We start from the raw sequence: 20,055 nt of genomic DNA on the forward strand, positions 1-20,055 counted from the left end.
GCACACCGGGAGCGTACGTGACCCACGAAAGAGCCCGGAAACCCGGCCCATACGGTGATTCGGACGGCGACGCGCCGACGTGGCGTCGACAACGATCGTGCAAACCGATGACAGAATGCGGTCATGCACTCACTCGAAGCGTCGGCGCGCGTCGATCTCGTTCCCTCGCCCCGGCGGGTAGCGTCTGAGAGCGTGTGGCTCACCTGGCGTGCCGCGATGGAGCACGCCCTCTACGGCGAGAGCGGCTTCTATCTCCGGGAGCGTCCCTCCAGCCATTTCCGGACCTCGGTCGGCGCCTCCCCCGTCTTCGCCGAGGCCGTGCTGCGCGAGCTGGCCGCGATCGACGAGGCTCTGGGCGGCCCCGAGGTGCTCGACCTGGTCGACATCGGCGCCGGTGAGGGCAGGCTGGCGGCCGGTGTGCTCGCCGCGGCGCCGCCCGCGCTCCGGTCGAGACTGCGGGTCACCGCGGTCGACCTGGCGCCCCGGCCTTCGGCGCTGCCCGAGGAGATCGTCTGGGCGAAGGCCGCGCCGGACGGGATCCACGGGCTGGTGATCGCCAACGAGTGGCTCGACAACGTCCCCGTCGACATCGTGGAGCAGACGGCCGACGGCCCCCGGCTGGTCCTGGTCAACATCACGAACGGTGAGGAGCGGCTCGGTGACAGCCCCTCCGAGGCGGATCTCGCGTGGCTGGCCCGCTGGTGGCGGATGCGGGCCCCCGGCGAGCGTGCCGAGATCGGCAGGCCCCGCGACAGGGCGTGGGCCTCGGTGATCGTACGGCTGGCGCGCGGCCGGGCGATCGCGATCGACTACTCCCACGCGCTGGACGACCGGCCGCCGTACGGCACGCTCGCCGGATACCGGGACGGAGCGACGGTCGCGCCCGTGCCCGACGGGTCGTGCGACATCACCGCCCACGTGGCGCTCGACGCCTGCGCGGCCTCCGGCGAGAGCGCCGGAGCCGTCACGACGGCGCTGACCACGCAGCGCGAGGCGTTGCGCGCCCTGGGCGTCACCGGGAGCCGTCCGCCGGTCGAGCAGGCGGGAAACGACCCGCGCGGCTACCTGCGGGCCCTCACAAGGGCCTCCGAGGAGGCCGAGCTCATCGCCCCCGGCGGCCTCGGCGGCTTCGGCTGGCTCTCTCAGAGCCGCCACTGAGAGTGGCGAGCCCCCGGCGGAACGACCGATCGCTTCGCCGACACCGATGGGATGCGCCCCGGACCGGGCCGTCGGGCCGCGGGATGTCGCGGGATACGGTGCGGTCCGGGTTGTCGCGGTCCGGGTTGTCGCGGTCCGGGTCGTCGCCGGCCACCGTGTGCTCCGGACCGGTTCAGACCCGCACATCGAGGGCGGTGAGGCCCCGGATGACGTAGCCGGGACCCCAGGTGGGTTCGGTGACGAGTTCCATCTTCGGCGCCTTGCGCAGGAGGGCGCCGAAGGATTCGATCAGCTCCACCCTGGCCAGCGGCGCCCCGAGGCAGAAGTGGATGCCGGCGCCGAAGGAGATGTGCGGGTTGTCGGCCCGGCCCACGTCCAGGCGGGCGGGGTCGGCGAAGACCTCGGGATCGCGGTTGGCCGAGCCGAACAGCAGCGCCACCTCGGAGCCGCGCGGGATGTCGATCCCGCCCACCGAGACGTCCTCGAGCACCCAGCGTTCGAACATCTGCAGCGGGGTGTCCCAGCGCATCAGCTCCTCGATCGCCGTGGGCAGCAGGGTGTGGTCGGCGCGGAGCCGGTCGAGTTCCGCCTGGTTGCGGAAGAGCGACCACCAGCCGTTGCCGGTGACGTTCACGGTGGCCTCGTGTCCGGCGTTGAGCAGCAGCACGCAGGTGCCGACCAGTTCCTCCTCGGTGAGCCGGTCGCCCTCGTCGGCCACCAGGGCGAGCGCGCTGATCAGGTCGTCGCCGGGGTCGGCCCTTCGGGCGCGGGCCAGCTCGACGAGATAGGCGGAGAACTCCTCGGCCGCCCGTACGGCGGTGTGCTGGGCCTCGACCGACGGCTGGAGCTCGTACATGCCGCAGATGTCGGCCGACCAGGGGCGCAGCAGGTGCCGGTCGGACTCGGGGATGCCGAGCATCTCGGCGATCACGGTGACCGGGAGCGGCTCGGCGACCTCGGCGATCAGGTCGCCTCCGCCGCGCTCGACGAAGACGTCCACGAGCTCCTCGGCCATGCGGGCGATCTTGGGGCGGAGGGCCTGGACCATGCGGGGGGTGAACGCCTTCGAGACCAGCCGCCGGAGCCTGGTGTGCACCGGCGGCTCGACGTCGAGCATCCCTGCCCTGATCACCCGCCAGAACGGGTCCTGGAACTCGGGGTCGTCCGGCCTGCCGAACTCCTGGTGCGAGGCCATGTGCAGGTAGGACCGGCCGAGCCTGCGGTCTCGCAGCAGCGCGTTGACGTCGGCGTGCCTCACCACCAGCCATTGGCCGGTCGGCTCGAAGAAGCCGACCGGCCGCTCCCGCCTCAGCTCGTCGTAGACGTCGTAGGGATGGGCGACGAATTCCGGATTCCAGGGATCAAAGCGCACGTAATCATCGTAATCCTGGTCAGGAGTCGGGCCGCTTGTCCGAATTTCCCTTTTCGGATGATTCATCCACTCCGTCCGCGGGACCGGTCCGGCTCGCCGGAACCCCCTGGGCCACCGCGGTCACCGGAGCCTCAGGATCGGCCCGGTGCGCAAGGTCCACCGAGTCCTTCGGGGCCGTGCCGTCCGTGCCGTCCACCGAGTCCGTACGACCCGACTGGTCCTCGGCACCGTAGCGAGAACGCAGCTCGACCGGCTTGCGCCTGCCCGCCTTGCCGCGCATCCGGATGTTCAGCAGCTCCACCAGCAGCGAGAACGCCATCGCGAAGTAGATGTAGCCCTTGGGGATGTGCTGCTCGAACCCCTCGGCGATGAGCACGACGCCGATCAGCACCAGGAAGGACAGGGCGAGCATCTTGATGCTCGGGTGCCGGTCCACGAAGCGGCTGATCGGCCCGGAGGCGATCAGCATCACGATGACCGAGACGATGACGGCCGCGATCATGACGCCCAGCTCGTCGACCATGCCGACCGCGGTGATCACCGAGTCGAGCGAGAAGACGACGTCGAGGATCATGATCTGGATGATCACCGAGGTGAAGGACGCCGCCACCTTGCCCTCGGAGTGGTGGGAGTCCCCCTCCAGGCTGCTGTGCATCTCGTGGACGCTCTTGCCCAGCAGGAACAGGCCTCCGAGTATCAGGATCAGGTCGCGCCCCGATATCCCCTGCCCGAAGACCTCGAACATCGGCGTCGTGAGCCTCACCACCCACGACAGCGCGAACAACAGGAGGAGACGGCTGAGCAGGGCGACGGAAATACCGATCTTGCGTGCCCTGTCACGCTGCGCGGGCGGGAGCTTGCCCACCAGGATCGAGATGAAGATGATGTTGTCGATCCCCAGGACGATCTCCAGGGCGACAAGGGTGAAAAAACCTATCCATATCTCGGGGTTGGTCACCCAATCCATGGCCTTCTCCTTCTTCGGCCGATTTCTTCGGCCAACGCTCGAACGCGCGATCATCCAGCCGGCTTGACCTTCTTCGGCTGACTCCAGGACGACCGGGAAAGGCCCCGAGTTCCTTCCTTTCATCACAACTCGCCGTCAATTCGCCGGACGCTCCCAGGCGCCGGCTCCTGCCCCGGATACCAGGACGCTCACCTTTCGGACTTGCGGGCCACCGCGGGACGTCGGTTATAGTGCCTCCGTAGGTCATGAGTGCCAGTGACAAGCCCCGGCTCGCTGGCCGGCAACCCTCGCGTCCGCGGCGGGGTGCCCCGGGTGAGGACCTGGTCCGGCACGAGGTATGCCGGGCAAGCGCGGGCTCCAGGCACCTGTGCCATGGGTTGGGGTCCGATGACCTCGAAGGAGCCATGGCGTGTCCACCCTCACGATCAGCACCCCCGCCACCCCCGCCGTCCCCGAGACCCGCGCGTCCGGTGACCGGCCGATCCCGGCCGTGCTCGGCTCGGACCTGGAGGTCCCGGTCAGGGGCGGCAGGCTCGTCCGCTACGCCAACCTCGACTACGCCGCGAGCGCCCCCTGTCTGGAGCCGGTGAGCGCCGCCGTCGCCGCCGCGCTCCCGGCCTACTCCAGCGTCCACCGCGGCGCCGGGTACGCGTCCCAGCTGACCACGGCCCGCTACGAGCAGGCCAGACACACGGTGCGGGCCTTCGTCGGCGCCCGCCCCGACGACTCGGTGATCTTCACCCGCAACACCACGGACGCGACCAACCTGCTGGCCCGCAGCCTGCCCGAGGGCACCACCACCGTGGTCTTCGACACCGAGCACCACGCCTCGCTGCTGCCCTGGGAGCGGGTCGTGCGGCTCGCGGCCCCCGCCTTCCCCGGTGAGGCCGTCCGCGCCGTCGACGACGCCCTCGCCTCGATCGACGGCCCCAAGCTGCTCGTCGTGACCGCCGCCTCCAACGTCACCGGGGAGCTGTGGCCGATCGCCGCGCTCGCCCACATCGCCCACCGCCACGGTGCCCGCGTCCTCGTCGACGCCGCGCAGCTCGTCCCGCACCGCCGCCTCAACCTGACGGCCCTCGACCTGGACTACGTGGTCTTCTCCGGCCACAAGCTCTACGCGCCGTTCGGCACGGGCGCGCTGATCGGCCGTTCCGACTGGCTCGCCGACGCCGAGCCGTACCTGCGGGGCGGCGGGGCGGTGAAGGCCGTGAACGACGACGACACCGAGTGGCACGACGACCCCGAGGCGCGGCACGAGGCCGGAACCCCGAACGTGCTGGGCGCCATCGCGCTCGCCGCGGCCTGCGACGCGCTGTCCGCCACCGGCTGGACCCCGCTGGTCCGCGAGGAGGAGCACCTCCTCCGGCGCCTGAGGGCGGGCCTCGCAGGTGTCCCCGGCGTCCACGAGCTGTCCCTGTGGGGCCCGGACCACCCGCGCGTCGGCATCGTCTCCTTCGTGGTGGACGGCTTCACCGCCCGCGAGGTCGCCGAGGCCCTGTCCGGCGACTACGGCATCGGGGTCCGCGACGGCAAGTTCTGCGCCCACCCCTTCGTACGGCACCTGCTGGGCGCCAAGGACGGCGGCTGCGACGACGTCACCGCCTCCGCCGTCCGCGCCTCCATCGGCATCGGGACCACCTCCGAGCACGTCGACCGACTGATCGGCGCCCTGCGGGATCTTGCCTCGCGCGGCTGACGTGACAGCATGGCCCTATGACTGAAGGCGCGCGCCGTGAGCTGAGCGTGGGGATGGGGGCTGGAGCCGAGGCCGTACGGGGGGCGGACGGCAAGGACCTCGCGACCGAGGACATGGTCCTCAACATCGGGCCGCAGCACCCGTCCACGCACGGTGTGCTGCGGCTGCGGCTCACGCTGGACGGGGAGCGGATCGGCTCCGCCGAGCCGATCGTGGGCTACATGCACCGGGGCGCCGAGAAGCTCTTCGAGGTGCGCGACTACCGGCAGATCATCGTGCTGGCGAACCGGCACGACTGGCTGTCCGCGTTCGCCAACGAGCTGGGCGTCGTGCTCGCGGTGGAGCGGATGCTCGGCATGGAGGTGCCGGCGAGGGCGGTCTGGACGCGCACGCTGATGGCCGAGCTCAACCGGGTGCTCAGCCACCTGATGTTCCTCGGCTCCTACCCGCTGGAGCTCGGCGCGATCACCCCGGTCTTCTACGCGTTCCGGGAGCGCGAGACCCTCCAGGCCGTGATGGAGGAGATCTCCGGCGGGCGCATGCACTACATGTTCAACCGGGTCGGCGGCCTCAAGGAGGAGATCCCCGCGGGGTGGACGGGCCGGGTCGCCCAGGCCGTGGCCGACGTGCGGCGGCGACTGCCCGACATCGAGAACCTCATCGCCGACAACGAGATCTTCCTCGCCCGCACGCGCGGGGTGGGCGTCCTCGACCGCGAGACGATCATGCAGTACGGGGTGAGCGGCCCGATCGCCCGCGCCTCCGGCGTCGACCTCGACCTGCGCAGGGACGAGCCGTACCTCGCCTACGGCGAGTTGCCGGTGAAGGTCGTCACCCGGTCGGCGGGAGACTGCCACGCCCGGTTCGAGGTGCTGCTCGAACAGGTGAAGGTCTCCCTCGACCTGGCCGACGCCTGCGTGGAGCGGCTCGTCGACCTGCCCCCGGGGCCGGTCAACCAGCGCCTGCCCAAGGTGTTGAAGGTGCCCGAGGGCCACACCTACGCCTGGACGGAGAGCCCGCTGGGCCTCAACGGCTACTACCTGGTCTCGCGCGGGGAGAAGACGCCGTGGCGGATGAAGCTCCGCTCGGCCTCCTTCAACAACGTCCAGGTGCTGCGCGAGATGCTCCCCGGCCACCTGGTCTCGGACATGGTCGCCATTCTGGGCTCGATGTTCTTCGTCGTCGGCGACATCGACAAGTAAGGCACGGTTGTAACCGCATGATCGAATCCGGCGGAGACCAGGAGGGGGCGCCCCCCGTACCCTCCACACCTCCTCCCGCTCCTCCCGCGCCCTCCGCCTCGAAATCCCGGGAAACCCCCGGAACGCCGAAAACCTCCGGGCCATCCGGAACGCCAGGGACGCCAGGAACCTCTGGGACTTCGGAAACCACCGAGAGCCGCCCCGGAACCACCGCGACCTCGGATTCCGTACCGGCCGAGCTGCCTCCCGCCACGGACGGGCCGCGGCGGGACCGCTACGTCGACTGGCTGCGCGCGCTCAGCCTGATCGTCGTGGTCGTCTGGCACTGGGCGTTCACGATCCTGCAGTGGGGGCCCGACGGCCCCTCGCCGACGAGCCCGCTGGGCTTCACCTCGGGGCTGTGGATCCTCACGTGGCTGCTGCAGGTGCTGCCGCTCTTCTTCTACGTGGGCGGATACGTGCACCTCCTGTCGTGGAACCGGGCCTGCGAGCGCGGGGTCGGCATCGGCACCTTCGTGTGGCGGCGCATCCGGAGTCTCGCGATCCCCGCGCTCGCGCTCGCCGGGACCTGGATCGTGTTCGGTGCGATCGTGACGTGGGCGTTCGGGATCGAGTGGATGGGCCGCGTGGTCCTGCTCGTCATCAGCCCGCTCTGGTTCATCGGCGTCTACCTCGTGCTGATCGCCCTGCTGCCGATCGCGCTCTGGCTGCACCGGCGCTACGACGTGCTCGCCCTGATCTGGCTGGCGGGGGCGGCGCTCGTCGTCGACGTGCTGCGGCTGCGCTACGGGTACGAGGCCGTGGGCTGGCTCAACATGATCATCGTCTGGGGACTCGCCCACCAGGCCGGATTCTTCTACGACCGGGTGGTGGCGCTTCCCCGCCGCTTCGACGTCGCCATCCTGTGGACCGGGCTGTTCGCCCTCTTCGGCCTGGTCTACTCGGGCATCTACCCCGGGTCGATGGTGGGCGTTCCCGGCGACAAGCTGTCCAACATGGCGCCGCCCACCTTCGTCATCGTGGCCCTGCTGATCTTCCAGATCGGCCTGGTGGAGGTGCTGAGGCCGTCCATGGAACGCCTGCTCGTACGGCCCAGGTGGCAGCGCGTGAACGAGACGGTGAACCGGTTCGCGCTCCCGCTGTTCCTGTTCCACACGACCGGCATGGCGATCTGGGTGGCGCTCACCTGGTGGCTGGTGGGCAGCGGACCCGGCGAGAGGGTACGGCTGGACCTGTTCTGGTGGCTGGAGCGTCCCCTCGCCATCGCCGGAGCGCTGATCTGCACGCTTCCGGTCATCATGCTCTTCGGACGCCAGTGGACGGCGAGGCGCCGCTAGCGCGGTGTCTCAGCGCGGGGTCTCAGCGCTCGTCGCCCGCGGAGTCCTTGGGAACCCGGCAGCAGTGCTCCAGGTACAGGGCCGCGCAGACCAGCAGCACGCACGCCAGCAGCGACCCGCCGGTGATGAAGAAGTCCCTGCGGGGGACCTCCTGCTCCAGCATCTCCACCGTGTGGACGGTGAACCCGGCGAAGATCCCGCCGAAGACCGCGCCACCGAACGCGGAGGCCTTGGCGAGGGCGGCCAGACGGGCCACGGCGAGGGGCTCGACCGGCTCGGTGTCGGGCTTGCGCTCGATCCTGGCCTTCGTCATCCACCCGGTGTAGAACTCGCCGATCGCGAGCAGCAGCACCGTCGGGATCGCCGTCCACGGCACGGTCGGCAGGGACGAGTAGAGCGGCCTGAGCAGCGCCCAGGTGAGGATCGCGAACACGATGAGAAGCCCGACGAGAACGCCGGGGCGGGTCGGCCTCACGCGGGCCCCCGCAGGATCAGGTCGGGACGCGGCCGTACGTAACCCTGGTCGAGACCGGCGAGCAGGTCGGCCACCCGGCGCCCGGACAGGACCGCCCCGGGATCGGCCCGCACCCAGGGGACCAGCACGAACGCGCGCTCGTGCGCTCTGGGGTGCGGCAGGGTGAGGTCGGGATCGTCCATCACGACGTCCCCCACGGTGATCAGGTCGATGTCCAGCGTGCGCGCTCCCCAGCGCTCCACCCGGACCCTGCCGAAGGTGTTCTCCACACTGTGAGCACGATCGAGGAGCGCCCGAGGTTCCAGCGCGCTCTCGGCGATCACCACCGCGTTGAGATAGGCGCCCTGCTCGGGACCGCCGACCGGGTCGGTCTCGTAGACCGGCGACACCGCGACGAACGTGAGATCCGGCTTCTCGAAGAGGGCGTCGAGCGCGCCCCTCAGGGTCTCGAACCGGTCGCCCAGGTTGCCGCCGAGCGCCAGGACCACCCTCATGCCCGGCCCCGGGTGATCGTCACGATCACGTCGTCGAACGGCAGCGGGATCGGCGCGGCGGGTTTGTGCACGCTCACCTCCGCCACCTGGACGAGCTCGCGGGCGAGACAGACGTCGGCGAGGCGCTGGGCGAGGGTCTCGATCAGGTCGACCGGCTCGCCCCGCACGACCTCCGCGAGGTCCTCGGCGAGCTCGCCGTAGTGGACGGTCCTGGTCAGATCGTCCCCGGCCGCCGCCGGCGCCGTGTCGAGGAAGAGGGTGACGTCGACGACGAACTCCTGGCCGAGCTCCCGCTCCGCGGCCAGCACGCCGTGCCGGCCGCGCACCCGCAGCCCCTTCAGGCTGATCCGGTCGGCCGCGCCCGGCGGCAGGCCGTGCGCCGCGTCCCCGTACGCGCCGGGGGCCGGACCTTCCAGCGGGTCTCGAAGCGAACCCTCGGCCGGGCCGCCGACCGGCTCGTCGGCCGGATCCCCGATCAGGTCGCTGACGGCGTCGTCGATCCGCAGGGGCGTCTCGGGGGACGAGGGGGTCTCGGCGTCGATCACGCGGCCTCCTCGTCCTCGTCCTCGTCGTCCCCCTGCAGCACGGGCGAGCCGTGGTGCAGCCAGAGCCGCCACCCCGCCGACGTCCGCACGAAGGTGTTGCTCGCGACCACCTTGCCCGCCGCGAAGCTGGCGTCACCTTCGTCGCCGGCGGTGAGGATGTTCTCCTCGCAGGTGAGGATGGCGACGTCGCCCAGGACCATGACCCGCACGTCGGTCAGCACGAACTGGATGTAGGGCGTGTTGGCCATGATGAGCGCCCACGAGCGCAGCACCTCCTGCCGGCCGTTCACGATCGGCCAGCCGGGGTGGACGCAGCTCACCTGCTCACCCTCGATGTCCTCGGCCCAGATCTCGGTCATCCTGTCGAGGTCGGCGTCCTCGATGGCGGTGTAGAACGCCTGGTTGACCGTCTCGACGGCGGTGGTGTCGACGCTCATGATCTCGCTCCCTGAACTGCGGCAGCCACACGGACGGCGTCCGCGTTCGGGCGGACGTCGTGCACGCGTACACACCAGGCCCCCGCCTGCGCGGCGAGCGCGGTCACGGCGAGCGTGGCGTCGTCACTACGACTGAAAGGGCGCGGCGCGCCGTCCCGGTCGGCCAGGAGGCGACCCAGGAAGCGTTTCCGCGAGGCTCCGATGATCAGCGGGTATCCCAGCTCTCCGAGCCTGTCGATGCCCGCGATCAGAGCCCAGTTGTGTTCGGGGTGCTTGGAGAAGCCCAGCCCCGGATCGAGCACGATCTGCTCCTCGGCCACGCCTTCGGCCAGCACGGAGGCGACCCGCTTGGCGAGCTCCTCGCGCACCTCGGTCACCACGTCGCCGTACACGGCCCTGCGGTCCATGGCGTGACTGTGCCCCCGCCAGTGCATCACCACGTACGGCACGCCCGAGGCGGCCACGACCCTCGGCATCGCCGGGTCGGCGAGCCCTCCGCTCACGTCGTTGACCAGTTTCGCCCCTGCCTCCACGGCCATCTGGGCGACCTCGGCCCGCATGGTGTCGACGCTCACGGTGACGCCCTCGCGGCTCAGCTCCCTGATCACCGGCTCGACCCTGGCCAGCTCCTCCTCCAGGGGCACCCGCGCGGCGCCGGGCCTGGTGGACTCGCCGCCCACGTCGACGATGTCGGCGCCCTGCTCGACCAGCTCCAGGCCGTGACGCACGGCCACCACCGGGTCGAACCACCTGCCGCCGTCGGAGAAGGAGTCGGGAGTGACGTTGACCACGCCCATAACGAGGCACCGGCCCGCGTCCGGCAGCCCGGGCACACTCCACGTCGTCATGGCGACCAGCCTAGGCGTTGCGCACCATACGCCCGTCTCGTGGGTCCGGCTTGTGCCATAACGAATCCGCACACCCGTCACCGGGCGGACGGCCCTCGGGGACGTCTGGCCGGCATGCGTTCTCCTCCAGCTCCTGCGGACGCGGGCGGCGTACGCCCGGCGGCGTCCGACGCGAGCAACGTACCAGGCACCGGTCGGCCGTGACGGAGAATCAGGGCTTCCGGCCACAACCCTCCACAACGCGGAAACCCCGCCGGGGCCGCCGATCGGCGGTCCTGACGGGGTGTGTCTCGAATGCACGCGTGAAGGCGATCAGCGGATGATGAGGGCCATCGCCTCGGCGCGGGTCTTGTCACTGTCGCGGAAGCTTCCGCGCACGGCCGAGGTGATCGTCTTGGCACCGGGCTTGCGCACACCCCGCATGGTCATGCAGAGGTGCTCACACTCGATCACCACGATCACCCCCCGCGGCTCCAGCACGTTCATGAGCGCGTCGGCGATCTGGGAGGTCATCCTCTCCTGCACCTGGGGACGCCTGGCGTACACGTCGACGAGGCGGGCGAGCTTGGACAGGCCGGTGACCTGGCCCTTCTCGTTGGGGATGTAGCCGACGTGGGCGACGCCGTGGAACGGCACGAGGTGGTGCTCGCAGGTCGAGTAGACCTCGATGTCGCGGACGAGCACCATCTCGTCGTGGTCGACGTCGAAGACCGTGGTCAGGACGTCTTCCGGGGTCTGCCCCAGCCCGGCGAACTGCTCGGCGTAGGCGCGGGCGACCCTGGCGGGGGTCGCCTGGAGCCCGTCACGGTCGGGATCCTCACCGATGGCGATGAGGATCTCACGAACAGCGTTTTCCAGCCGGACCGTGTCGACCTGGAGCGGCCTGGCACCCGCCACGCTCAATTCACGTCCTTGGGCGCGGTGTCGGGGTGCCCCGTCCCCGCCGGAAGGGCGCCGTTGCCGTCGGCCTGCTCGCCCGGGGGGAGCGTGCCGTTGCCCGACTGCTCCTTGCGGGAGAGGATCGGCGGGCGGTTGGAGGGCAGCCGCTTGCCGTAACCGGAGTAGGAGGGCCTCTTCTCCCTGACGACGACCGGGGCGAAGATCTGCAGGACCTGGTCGCGGGAGAGGGTCTCCTTCTCCATCAGCTCAAGCACCAGGTTGTCGAGCACGTCGCGGTATTCGACGAGGATCTCCCAGGCCTGGTCGTGGCCGGACTCGATGAGGCGGCGGACCTCCTCGTCGATCGTGGAGGCGATCTTCTCGGAGTAGTCGCGCTCGTGACCCATCTCGCGGCCGAGGAAGACCTCGCCGTTGCCGCTGCCGAACTTACGGGCGCCGAGCTGCTCGCTCATGCCGTACTCGGTGACCATGCGGCGGGCGATGGAGGTGGCCTTCTCGATGTCGTTGGAGGCGCCGGTGGTGGGCTCGTGGAAGACGAGCTCTTCGGCCGTACGGCCACCGAGGAGCATCGCGAGCTGGTCCAGCATCTCCGAGCGGGTCGCGAGGAACTTGTCCTCCATCGGCAGCGTCATCGTGTAGCCGAGGGCGCGTCCGCGGGACAGAATCGTGATCTTGTGGACCGGGTCGGAGTTGGGCAGCGCGTGCGCGACCAGGGCGTGTCCGCCCTCGTGGTACGCGATGATCTTCTTTTCCTGGTCCGACATGAGGCGCGACTTGCGCTCGGGACCGGCCATCACCCGGTCGATGGACTCCTCGAGCAGCTCCATCGTGATCAGCTTCTGGTCGGCCCGGGCGGTGAGCAGCGCGGCCTCGTTGATCACGTTGGCCAGGTCGGCACCGGTGAAACCGGGCGTCCTGCGGGCGATGATGTCGAGGTCGACGCCCTCGGCGAAGGGCTTGCCGCGGCCGTGCACCTTGAGGATGCCCTTGCGGCCCTCCAGGTCGGGGCGGTCGACGGTGACCTGGCGGTCGAAACGACCGGGGCGCAGCAGCGCCGGGTCGAGGATGTCGGGGCGGTTCGTCGCGGCGATCAGGATCACGCCGCCCTTGACGTCGAAGCCGTCCATCTCGACGAGGAGCTGGTTCAGCGTCTGCTCGCGCTCGTCGTGGCCGCCGCCGAGACCGGCACCGCGGTGGCGGCCCACCGCGTCGATCTCGTCGATGAAGATGATCGCCGGAGCGTTCGCCTTCGCCTGCTCGAACAGGTCGCGGACCCGGGAGGCGCCGACGCCGACGAACATCTCGACGAAGTCGGAACCGGAGATGGAGTAGAACGGCACCCCGGCCTCACCGGCGACGGCCCTGGCGAGCAGGGTCTTACCGGTGCCGGGCGGGCCGTAGAGCAGGACGCCCTTGGGGATCTTGGCGCCGATCGCCTGGAACTTCGTCGGGGCCTGCAGGAACTCCTTGATCTCCTGGAGCTCCTCGATCGCCTCGTCGGCACCCGCGACGTCGGCGAAGGTGGTCTTGGGGGTGTCCTTGGTGATGAGTTTCGCCTTCGACTTGCCGAAGTTCATCACCCGCGAGCCGCCGCCCTGCATCTGGTTCATGATGAACAGGAAGATCAGCACGATGATGACGATCGGCAGGAAGCTCACCAGGAGCCCGAGAAGGAAGTTCTCCCTGGGCACCTCGACGTTGTATCCACCGGGCAGCTTGTTGGCCGACTCCGCCGCCTGCAGCTTGTCGGCGAGCTGTATGCCCTGGCCGGTCACCCACATGGAGTAGTAGCGCTTCTTGTCGGTCAGAGTGACCTCGATGCGCTGGTCCTTGTCGATGATCTTGGCGTTGGAGACCTTGCCCTCGTCGATCCAGCTGACGATCTGTGAGGTGTCTCGCCTCTCGAAGTCGCCCTCACCGCCCCACATCGTGGTGACGAGAAGGAGCAGAACGACGATGCCCAGGATCCACAGCAGTGGCCCACGTGTAAATCGCTTGAGATCCATCCGATGCGGAACCCCGGCGGGCCCGTCCCTTCCTGACCAGAGCCTGGCAACCCCGGGCGAACCCGGGGCTCGCGGTATCCCTAACCGCTCCAACTGACTACCCAGAGACGGCGGGAGGCCACCTCTTCGGTTGTCCGAAGGTACACCGGCATGGCGCGCGGGGTCACCGCGCGGACAGACCGGCTTTGCCCTACCAACGTACGTCAGGTAGGTCCGTGTTCCCCGCCGCTATGGGCAATGTCGCGTTTGTGAATGACACACTTCGCGCAGGGCGTACTTTTCAGCCCGCTCCGTATACGTGAGGGGCGAGAGTTCCGATGAAGGGAAGGTTGCGATAGCGCTCGGCGTAGTCGAGGCCGTAACCGATCACGAACTCGTTGGGAATGTCGAAACCGATGTACTTCACGTCGATCGGCACCTTGATCGCGTCGGGTTTGCGCAGCGCGGCGCAGATCTCCACCGAGGCGGGGTTGCGCGACTTCAGGTTGTGGACCAGCCACGACAGGGTGAGACCGGAGTCGATGATGTCCTCGACGACCAGCACGTGGCGTCCCGCGATGTCGGTGTCGAGGTCCTTGAGCACCCGCACGACACCCGACGACCTGGTGCCCGCCCCGTAGGACGAGACGGCCATCCAGTCCATCTGCACGGGCAGGCGCAAGGCCCTGGCCAGGTCCGCCATCACCATGACCGCGCCCTTGAGCACGCCCACGATCAGCAGGTCCTGCCCCGCGTAGTCCTCGTCTATCCGGCTCGCGAGCTCCTTGATCTTGGCCTGGAGCTCATCCTCGGGAATGAGGACCTTCGAGAGGTCCCGGCCCATGTCAGCTGCGTCCACCTGGAATTTTCCTTACGAAACGGGGCTGGCTGGCTGTCTGGCGAGTATCAGGGTGTCATACCGGCGAACCACCCTCACCCCCCCGGGCACCTCCACGCACCGCTGCCCCCGCCACGCGGTGATCAGACGGTCGACCTGGAGGACGTGCGAGGCGGCGAGCGTGCCCGGTGGCGCTCCCGCGTCGATCGCCGCCCTGCGCAACACCCTCCGCCGCACCGCGACGGGAAGATCCTCCAGGTCCCGTACGGCCACCGTCACCGTCGCGATATCGCTAAGAGCGCAATCTTTCACGGCGACGCGGGCGTAGGACTCCCCGGCCCAGGCGTCGAGCGCGTCGGCGTCGTCGCGGCACAGGGACGCGGTCCTGGCGAGCGCCTCGGCGACACCGGGGCCGAGCTCGTCCTCCAGGGCGGGCAGCAACCGCTCCCGGACCCGGACCCGGGTGTAGCGCGGGTCGAGGTTGTGCGGGTCTCCCCACGGGGACAGGCCGAGCGCCGCGCAGGCCGCGACGGTGGTCGCGCGGCCGAGTTCCAGCAGCGGACGCCGATAGATCCCGGTCCGCGCGGGCATCCCGGCCAGCGACCGGGTGCCGCTCCCCCTGGCCAGCCCGAGCAGTACGGTCTCCGCCTGGTCGTCCCTGGTGTGCCCGAGCAGCACGGCCGCCGCCCCGAGGCGTTCCGCGGCCTCGGACAGGGCCGCGTACCTCGCCTGCCTCGCCGCCGCCTCGGGTCCGCCCGAGGTGCCGACGGAGACGGGCAGCGCCTCGGCGAGATCGAGTCCCAGCCCTGGCGCGAGCCGCACGACGTCGCCCGCACGCTCGCCCGAGCCCTCCTGCAGGCCGTGGTCGACGCTGAGCAGACCGGCACGGAGCCCCGCGCGGGGGGCGACGAAGCCCAGCGCGGCGGCCAGGGCGAGGGAGTCGGCGCCGCCGCTGCACGCGGCCAGTACGAGAGCACCGGGCTCCAGATCGTCCAGTGCGAGCCGTACGGCGCGTCGGACGTCGGCGACGGCGGGATGCGGACCCATGCCCGCCATTGTCCGCCCTGCCGGTCAGCCGACCGCACCCCCGGCGGGAATGGCCGGAGTGCCGTTCACCCTGGCGATCCAGCGCGCGGGATTGGAGATCTCGTCCTGGGTAGGGAGCGTCTCCGGCGAGGTCCAGACCTTGTTGAAGCCGTCGATGCCCACCTGTCCCGCGACCGTGCGGACGAAGGCGGAGCCCTCGGCGTACTGCTTCATCTTGAGGTCGAGGCCGAGCAGCCTTCGGACCGTGCGGTCGAGACGGGACCCGCCCTCGCGACGGTGGTGGAACTTGGCGCGGATGTCGGCGACCGAGGGCACCACCGAGGGGCCGACCGCGTCCATCACGTAGTCGCCGTGCCCCTCGACCAGGGTCATCACCGCGGTGAGCCGGTCGAGGATCACCTTCTGCTCGGGCGTCTGGATCGCGTCGATCAGGTTGCCCTCACCGCCCCTGACGACGTCCGTGAACGTGCCGGCGGCCGAACGCAGCCGCTCGAGCAGCGCGGGCAGGTCGATGTCGGAGGCGAGCAGGAAGTCGGTCGTCTGCGACCTGACGTACTCACGCAGCCAGGGGACGCCGGTGAACTGCACCCGGTGGGTCTCCTCGTGCAGGCAGACCCAGAGGCGGAAGTCACGCGGGTTGACGTTGAGTTCCTGCTCGGCGTGGACGATGTTGGGCGCGACCAGCGTGAGGCGCCCCGTGGGCGCCTGGCCCGTCGGGTCGGGCGGCAGGAACAGCTCGTACTGCCCCAGGACGCGGGAGGCGAGGAAGGCCAGCACCGCGCCCACCTCGACCCCGGTGATGCGTGAACCCACGGCGCCCACGATCGCCGGCGCCTGGCTCCCCCTCGCCGCCATCCGCTCGGTGAGCGGCTCCAGCACCACCCGGAACCCGTCGATGTTGGCCTTGATCCAACCCGGCCTGTCGACGACGGTCGCGGTCTGCGGCGCGGTCTCGGTGTCGATTCGGGTGAACTCGCGGACATGCCCCTCGGCCTCGCGCGAGAGCCGCCGTAAGTCGGCGACGGCCTGCCGGGCCTCCTCTCGGCTCACTTGCGGCCCGGGGCGCACCAGGCGCGTTCCGGTCGCTACGGCAAGATCCCAGTCGATCACCTGCATACCGTCCACCGTACGTGCTCTCCCCCCGAGTCGCGCACCCGGAACCCGTGATCAACCGGCGGCGACCGCGGCGGCGAGCCTGTCGAGGGCTGCCTCCGCCTTGCCCCAGCCGGGCGGGACCTTGTCCGCCATGAAGGCGAAGGTCACCATGCGTCCGCTCCGCGTGGTGGTCATGCCCGCCAGCGTGTTGACCCCGTCGAGGGTGCCCGTCTTGGCGCGGATCAGCCCGTAGGCGGAGTGGAGCTTGTCGAACCGGTGCCCGAGGGTGCCGCTGAAGCCGGCGACCGGCATACCGCTGATGATCGGGTGCAGGCCGGGATTGGCCGGGGAGGCCGCCGCCGCCACCAGCCGGGCGAGCGCCTCCGGGGCGATGCGGTTCTTCGGCGACAGCCCGCTGCCGTCGAACACCAGCACCCCCTTCGCCGCGCCGAGCCTGGTCAGCACCTTGCCGACGGCCGCGGCGCCGCCGTCGAACGAGGCCGGCTCCCCCTCCTTGATCGCCACATGCCTGGCCAGCGCCTCCGACAGGTCGTTGTCGCTGAGCGTGAGTGCCCGCTCGACCAGGGCGTAGACCGGCGCGGAGTCGACCCTCGCGATCTCCTGCGCGCCCGCCGGGGCCTTGGACCGCCTGGCGGACTTGGAGACCGTGATCCCGTACTTCGACAGCAGCGACACGAACGCGCCGTGCGCCGTACGGGAGGGGTCGGAGACCCGCCGGTCACTTCCCCGCGCGGCCCTGCCCTCGTCGACCATGAGCGCCGTGACGGGGGCGACGCTCCCCTCGGGCACGTAGCCGGGCTTCCACGTGGCGGCGGTGCGCGGCCCCGTGTAGAGGAAGTCGTCGTAGGCGACCGTCACCTTGGACACCCCGGCCTCCTTGAGCGCCCTGGCGGTGCGTGCGGCGAGGACGGTGAGCGAGGCGGGCCGGGGATAGACCGGGCTCGCCGCCGTTCTGGGACTGGCCAGGGTGGGGTCGCCGCCCCCGACGAGGATGATCGAGCCCGGCGAGGCCCCCCGCACCACGCGGGTGCTCAGCCTGGCGTCCGGTCCCAGTGAGGCCATCGACGCGACCGCGGTGACGACCTTGGTGGTGGAGGCGGGGGTGATGCCCGTGGCGGCCCCGCTGTCGAAGAGCAGGGCGCCCGTCTCCGCGTCGAGAACCGCGGCGCCGACACTTCGTCCCAGTGCGGGGTCACCCAGCGCCTCGGTCAGCCGCCCCGCCAAAGTACCCTTGGCGGGGAGAGGGCCGCTCCCCCCCGCAGCCAGCACCGGACCCGCGGTGATGATCGGGACGGGAGGCGGCTCGGCCGACACGACGACCGTCTCAGGCTCACCCGCGACCAGCACACCGCTGGCGAGCAGGTGCGCCCCGGCCGCGACGACGAAAACCTGCAGCAGGACGAGAGTGACCAACGCCACCCACCGCTCACGCCGCATTACCGTCGCCGTCCTCTCATCATCCGTATCCAAAAGGCATAAAACGCCTACGAGACATTAACGCCCAACCGGGGGTGCCCGGGGGGTTGAGTGGAGGAAACGCGGTGGAGTTCGACGTTCTCGTTGAGATTCCCAAGGGGCAACGGAACAAGTACGAGGTGGACCACGAGTCAGGCCGCATCAGGCTCGACCGCATGCTCTTCACCTCCACGCAGTATCCCGCCGACTACGGCTTCATCGAAGACACCCTCGGCGAGGACGGTGATCCTCTCGACGCCCTGGTGCTGCTCCAGGAGCCGACCTTTCCCGGCTGCCTGATCAAGTGCCGGGCGGTCGGCATGTTCCGGATGACCGACGAGAAGGGCGGCGACGACAAGGTCCTGTGCGTCCCCGCCACCGACCCCCGGATGGAACACATTCGCGACATCCACCACGTTCCCGAGTTCGACCGCCTGGAGATCCAGCACTTCTTCGAGGTCTACAAGGACCTGGAGCCCGGCAAGTCGGTCGAGGGCGCCAACTGGGTCGGCAGGGTGGAGGCGGAAGAGGAGATCGTCCGCTCCATCAAGCGCGCCAAGGACGACACCCACGGAAAACACTGATCCTTGACCGGATAATTACCCGGTCCTCAGCCCGCTCCCCAACCGTTCGCCCCCTGACCGATCATCCTCCGACCGACTCACACTCCCCGACGGTTCGCCCCCCGAACGGTCACTCCCCGACCGGTCGCCCTCCGACCGGTCACCGCTCAACCGGTCGTCCTCTGGCCGGTCGTCACGTGGGACGGGTCGCGCCGACAAGATCGCTACGCCACATCGGCGCGACCCTCACCACGTCCCCCGTCTGCGGGGCGTGCACCATCAACCCTCGGCCGACGTAGATCCCCACATGGTGGATGTCTCCGGGATCGCCGGTGATCTGCCCGTAGAAGAGCAGATCACCCCGCTGGAGCTCACTGAGCCGCACGTGCGGGCCCGCGGTCCACTGGGTGCCGGTCCAGTGGTCCAGGGCGACCCCCACCCGCTCCCAGGCCCGCATGGTCAGCCCCGAGCAGTCGTAGGCGGACGGCCCGGCCGCCGCCCACACGTACGGCTTGTCGAGCTGGGTGAGCGCCCAGTCGGCGGCGATGTCACCCCTGGCGGAACCGGCCGTCACATTGAGCGCCCAGCGCGAAGCGGTCTCTCCGGAGGCCACCGCCATCCGCGCCGCCTCCCGGCGCACCGCGGCGGCCTGTTGTCGAGCGCGCTCGGCGCTCTCCCTCGCGATCCTGGCCTGCTCCAGGGCCGCCTCGCGCCTCCTGGCGAGCAGGTCGGCGGCGTCGCGCGCCTCGTCGGCCAGCTTCTCCAGCCGAGCCTGCTCCTCCTTGATCCGCCGGGTCTCCTCGACCTGCTCGGCGACGGCCTCCTCGGCGGCGAGCTTCGCCTCCTCCGCCCTCGCCTGCGCCTCCTGTCGCTCGGTGTAGGCGTCGTCCGCCTGCGCCTTCAGGATCGCGAAGACCTCCTGGGCGTCCCGCAGCTGCTTGAGCGTCTCCGCCTGCCCTCCGCCCATGTGGACCAGGATGCTGGCCCGGCGCAGATAGCCGTCGTCCATGGGGCCGCCGCTGTCGGTCATCATCGCCATCATGGGCTGGGTGATGTCCAGGCCGCCGTAGCTCTGAGCGGTGATCGCGGCCACCGCCTCACGGGCCTCCCCGACCTCCAGGCCCGCCGTCCTCGCCCGCTCCGCCGCCTGCTCCGCGAGCTCCTTGGCGCGAGCCGTCTTGACCAGCTCCCCGTTGTACGACTCGACGAGGCGCTCCGCCTCGGCGACCAGCTCCTCCAGCCTGGCCTGCGCCTCGGCGACCTGGACCGTGGTCGCGCCGAGCCTCTCACCGCGCTCGCGGGCGACGGCCCGCGCTTCGGCGACCTCACCCGCCGACGGAGCCGGTACGCCGCCCCGTACGGCGTCGTCGGCCGGTCCCGGCCGGCCGGGAACAGCGCCGGCGGGGAGCCCCGGCCCGGCGATCAGGCAACAGGCGAGGCCCGCCACCGCGGCGGCATGACGGCGCCGTCTGACTGAATGCATGCGTCTCCCCCCGGAGTCCCCCTTGTCACCGCCTCTTCGCGGTCCGGCCACGTGTCGCGGTCTTGTCCGCGCGACGCGGCGCGACGCGACACGACGCGTCACCGCGTGCCAGGCGGCCTACCTCAGCATTCCCG

General features: G+C 70.3%; 19 protein-coding genes and 1 riboswitch. Of the genes, 5 read left to right on the forward strand and 14 right to left on the reverse strand.

Annotation, left to right across the window (positions count from 1 at the left end; translation table 11 throughout):
- The first annotated feature begins 123 nt into the window (after nt 1–123).
- A complete protein-coding gene (locus tag ABT352_RS01095; protein WP_350941536.1) occupies nt 124–1,158 on the forward strand; it encodes an SAM-dependent methyltransferase in 1,035 nt (344 codons plus the stop codon).
- 172 nt (nt 1,159–1,330) lie between these two features.
- On the opposite strand, the gene ABT352_RS01100 is transcribed toward ABT352_RS01095, so the two are convergent.
- The gene (locus tag ABT352_RS01100) at nt 1,331–2,530 is read right to left on the reverse strand and encodes a cytochrome P450 (RefSeq protein WP_350941538.1); all 1,200 of its coding nucleotides are present in this window, start codon (nt 2,528–2,530) and stop codon (nt 1,331–1,333) included.
- 19 nt (nt 2,531–2,549) lie between these two features.
- Nucleotides 2,550–3,497, reverse strand: a complete 948-nt coding sequence (locus ABT352_RS01105; protein WP_350941539.1) for a TerC family protein — start codon at nt 3,495–3,497, stop codon at nt 2,550–2,552.
- Nucleotides 3,498–3,738: 241 nt separating this feature from the next.
- Nucleotides 3,739–3,854, forward strand: a riboswitch (SAM riboswitch).
- Between the two features lie 52 nt (nt 3,855–3,906).
- On the opposite strand from ABT352_RS01105, the gene ABT352_RS01110 reads away from it, so the two are divergent.
- The 3 genes from ABT352_RS01110 to ABT352_RS01120 are packed head-to-tail and all read left to right on the forward strand — an operon-like array spanning nt 3,907 to nt 7,735.
- Nucleotides 3,907–5,196 (forward strand): aminotransferase class V-fold PLP-dependent enzyme, encoded by a 1,290-nt coding sequence (locus tag ABT352_RS01110; RefSeq protein WP_502992736.1) that lies wholly within the window; start codon nt 3,907–3,909, stop codon nt 5,194–5,196.
- Nucleotides 5,197–5,213: 17 nt separating this feature from the next.
- Complete coding sequence (locus ABT352_RS01115) at nt 5,214–6,398, forward strand: NADH-quinone oxidoreductase subunit D (protein ID WP_350941541.1); 1,185 nt, start codon at nt 5,214–5,216, stop codon at nt 6,396–6,398.
- 17 nt (nt 6,399–6,415) lie between these two features.
- Nucleotides 6,416–7,735, forward strand: a complete 1,320-nt coding sequence (locus tag ABT352_RS01120; protein ID WP_350941543.1) for an acyltransferase family protein — start codon at nt 6,416–6,418, stop codon at nt 7,733–7,735.
- 22 nt (nt 7,736–7,757) lie between these two features.
- Here ABT352_RS01120 and ABT352_RS01125 read toward each other — a convergent pair whose 3' ends face one another.
- The 11 genes from ABT352_RS01125 to dacB all read right to left on the reverse strand — a co-directional run bounded on the left by ABT352_RS01125 (nt 7,758) and on the right by dacB (nt 17,857).
- Nucleotides 7,758–8,210, reverse strand: coding sequence for a DUF3180 domain-containing protein (locus ABT352_RS01125; RefSeq protein WP_350941545.1), 453 nt, complete (start codon nt 8,208–8,210; stop codon nt 7,758–7,760).
- Nucleotides 8,207–8,704: a 2-amino-4-hydroxy-6-hydroxymethyldihydropteridine diphosphokinase gene (folK, locus tag ABT352_RS01130; RefSeq protein ID WP_350941546.1), complete on the reverse strand. Its 498-nt coding sequence runs from the start codon at nt 8,702–8,704 to the stop codon at nt 8,207–8,209. Before folK ends, ABT352_RS01125 begins: the two co-directional genes overlap by 4 nt.
- Complete coding sequence (gene folB / locus ABT352_RS01135; protein ID WP_350943518.1) at nt 8,701–9,075, reverse strand: dihydroneopterin aldolase; 375 nt, start codon at nt 9,073–9,075, stop codon at nt 8,701–8,703. The genes folK and folB overlap by 4 nt, the downstream gene beginning before the upstream one ends.
- A 170-nt stretch (nt 9,076–9,245) precedes the next feature.
- Complete coding sequence (locus tag ABT352_RS01140) at nt 9,246–9,686, reverse strand: nuclear transport factor 2 family protein (RefSeq protein ID WP_350941547.1); 441 nt, start codon at nt 9,684–9,686, stop codon at nt 9,246–9,248.
- Nucleotides 9,683–10,534: a dihydropteroate synthase gene (gene folP / locus ABT352_RS01145; protein ID WP_350941548.1), complete on the reverse strand. Its 852-nt coding sequence runs from the start codon at nt 10,532–10,534 to the stop codon at nt 9,683–9,685. Before folP ends, ABT352_RS01140 begins: the two co-directional genes overlap by 4 nt.
- A gap of 312 nt (nt 10,535–10,846) precedes the next feature.
- Nucleotides 10,847–11,437, reverse strand: coding sequence for a GTP cyclohydrolase I FolE (folE, locus tag ABT352_RS01150; protein ID WP_350941549.1), 591 nt, complete (start codon nt 11,435–11,437; stop codon nt 10,847–10,849).
- Nucleotides 11,434–13,440 carry an ATP-dependent zinc metalloprotease FtsH gene (gene ftsH / locus ABT352_RS01155; RefSeq protein ID WP_350941550.1) on the reverse strand — a complete coding sequence of 669 codons (2,007 nt, stop codon included), beginning with the start codon at nt 13,438–13,440 and terminating at the stop codon, nt 11,434–11,436. The genes folE and ftsH overlap by 4 nt, the downstream gene beginning before the upstream one ends.
- 280 nt (nt 13,441–13,720) lie before the next feature.
- A complete protein-coding gene (gene hpt, locus ABT352_RS01160; RefSeq protein WP_350941551.1) occupies nt 13,721–14,278 on the reverse strand; it encodes a hypoxanthine phosphoribosyltransferase in 558 nt (185 codons plus the stop codon).
- A gap of 12 nt (nt 14,279–14,290) precedes the next feature.
- Nucleotides 14,291–15,304, reverse strand: coding sequence for a tRNA lysidine(34) synthetase TilS (tilS, locus tag ABT352_RS01165; RefSeq protein WP_350941552.1), 1,014 nt, complete (start codon nt 15,302–15,304; stop codon nt 14,291–14,293).
- A 24-nt stretch (nt 15,305–15,328) separates the two neighbouring features.
- Entirely contained in the window at nt 15,329–16,420 is a 1,092-nt protein-coding gene (locus tag ABT352_RS01170; protein WP_350941553.1) for an Rv3626c family coenzyme F420 biosynthesis-associated protein, read from the reverse strand.
- A gap of 51 nt (nt 16,421–16,471) precedes the next feature.
- Nucleotides 16,472–17,857, reverse strand: a complete 1,386-nt coding sequence (dacB, locus tag ABT352_RS01175; RefSeq protein ID WP_350941554.1) for a D-alanyl-D-alanine carboxypeptidase/D-alanyl-D-alanine endopeptidase — start codon at nt 17,855–17,857, stop codon at nt 16,472–16,474.
- Between the two features lie 104 nt (nt 17,858–17,961).
- Here dacB and ABT352_RS01180 point away from each other — a divergent pair, with 104 nt between their 5' ends.
- Nucleotides 17,962–18,459 (forward strand): inorganic diphosphatase, encoded by a 498-nt coding sequence (locus ABT352_RS01180; RefSeq protein WP_350941556.1) that lies wholly within the window; start codon nt 17,962–17,964, stop codon nt 18,457–18,459.
- A gap of 172 nt (nt 18,460–18,631) precedes the next feature.
- On the opposite strand, the gene ABT352_RS01185 is transcribed toward ABT352_RS01180, so the two are convergent.
- A complete protein-coding gene (locus ABT352_RS01185) occupies nt 18,632–19,921 on the reverse strand; it encodes a C40 family peptidase (RefSeq protein ID WP_350941558.1) in 1,290 nt (429 codons plus the stop codon).
- Nucleotides 19,922–20,055 lie beyond the last annotated feature (134 nt).

This window comes from Streptosporangium sp. NPDC000563 (assembly GCF_040299985.1).
Lineage (GTDB): Bacteria > Actinomycetota > Actinomycetes > Streptosporangiales > Streptosporangiaceae > Streptosporangium.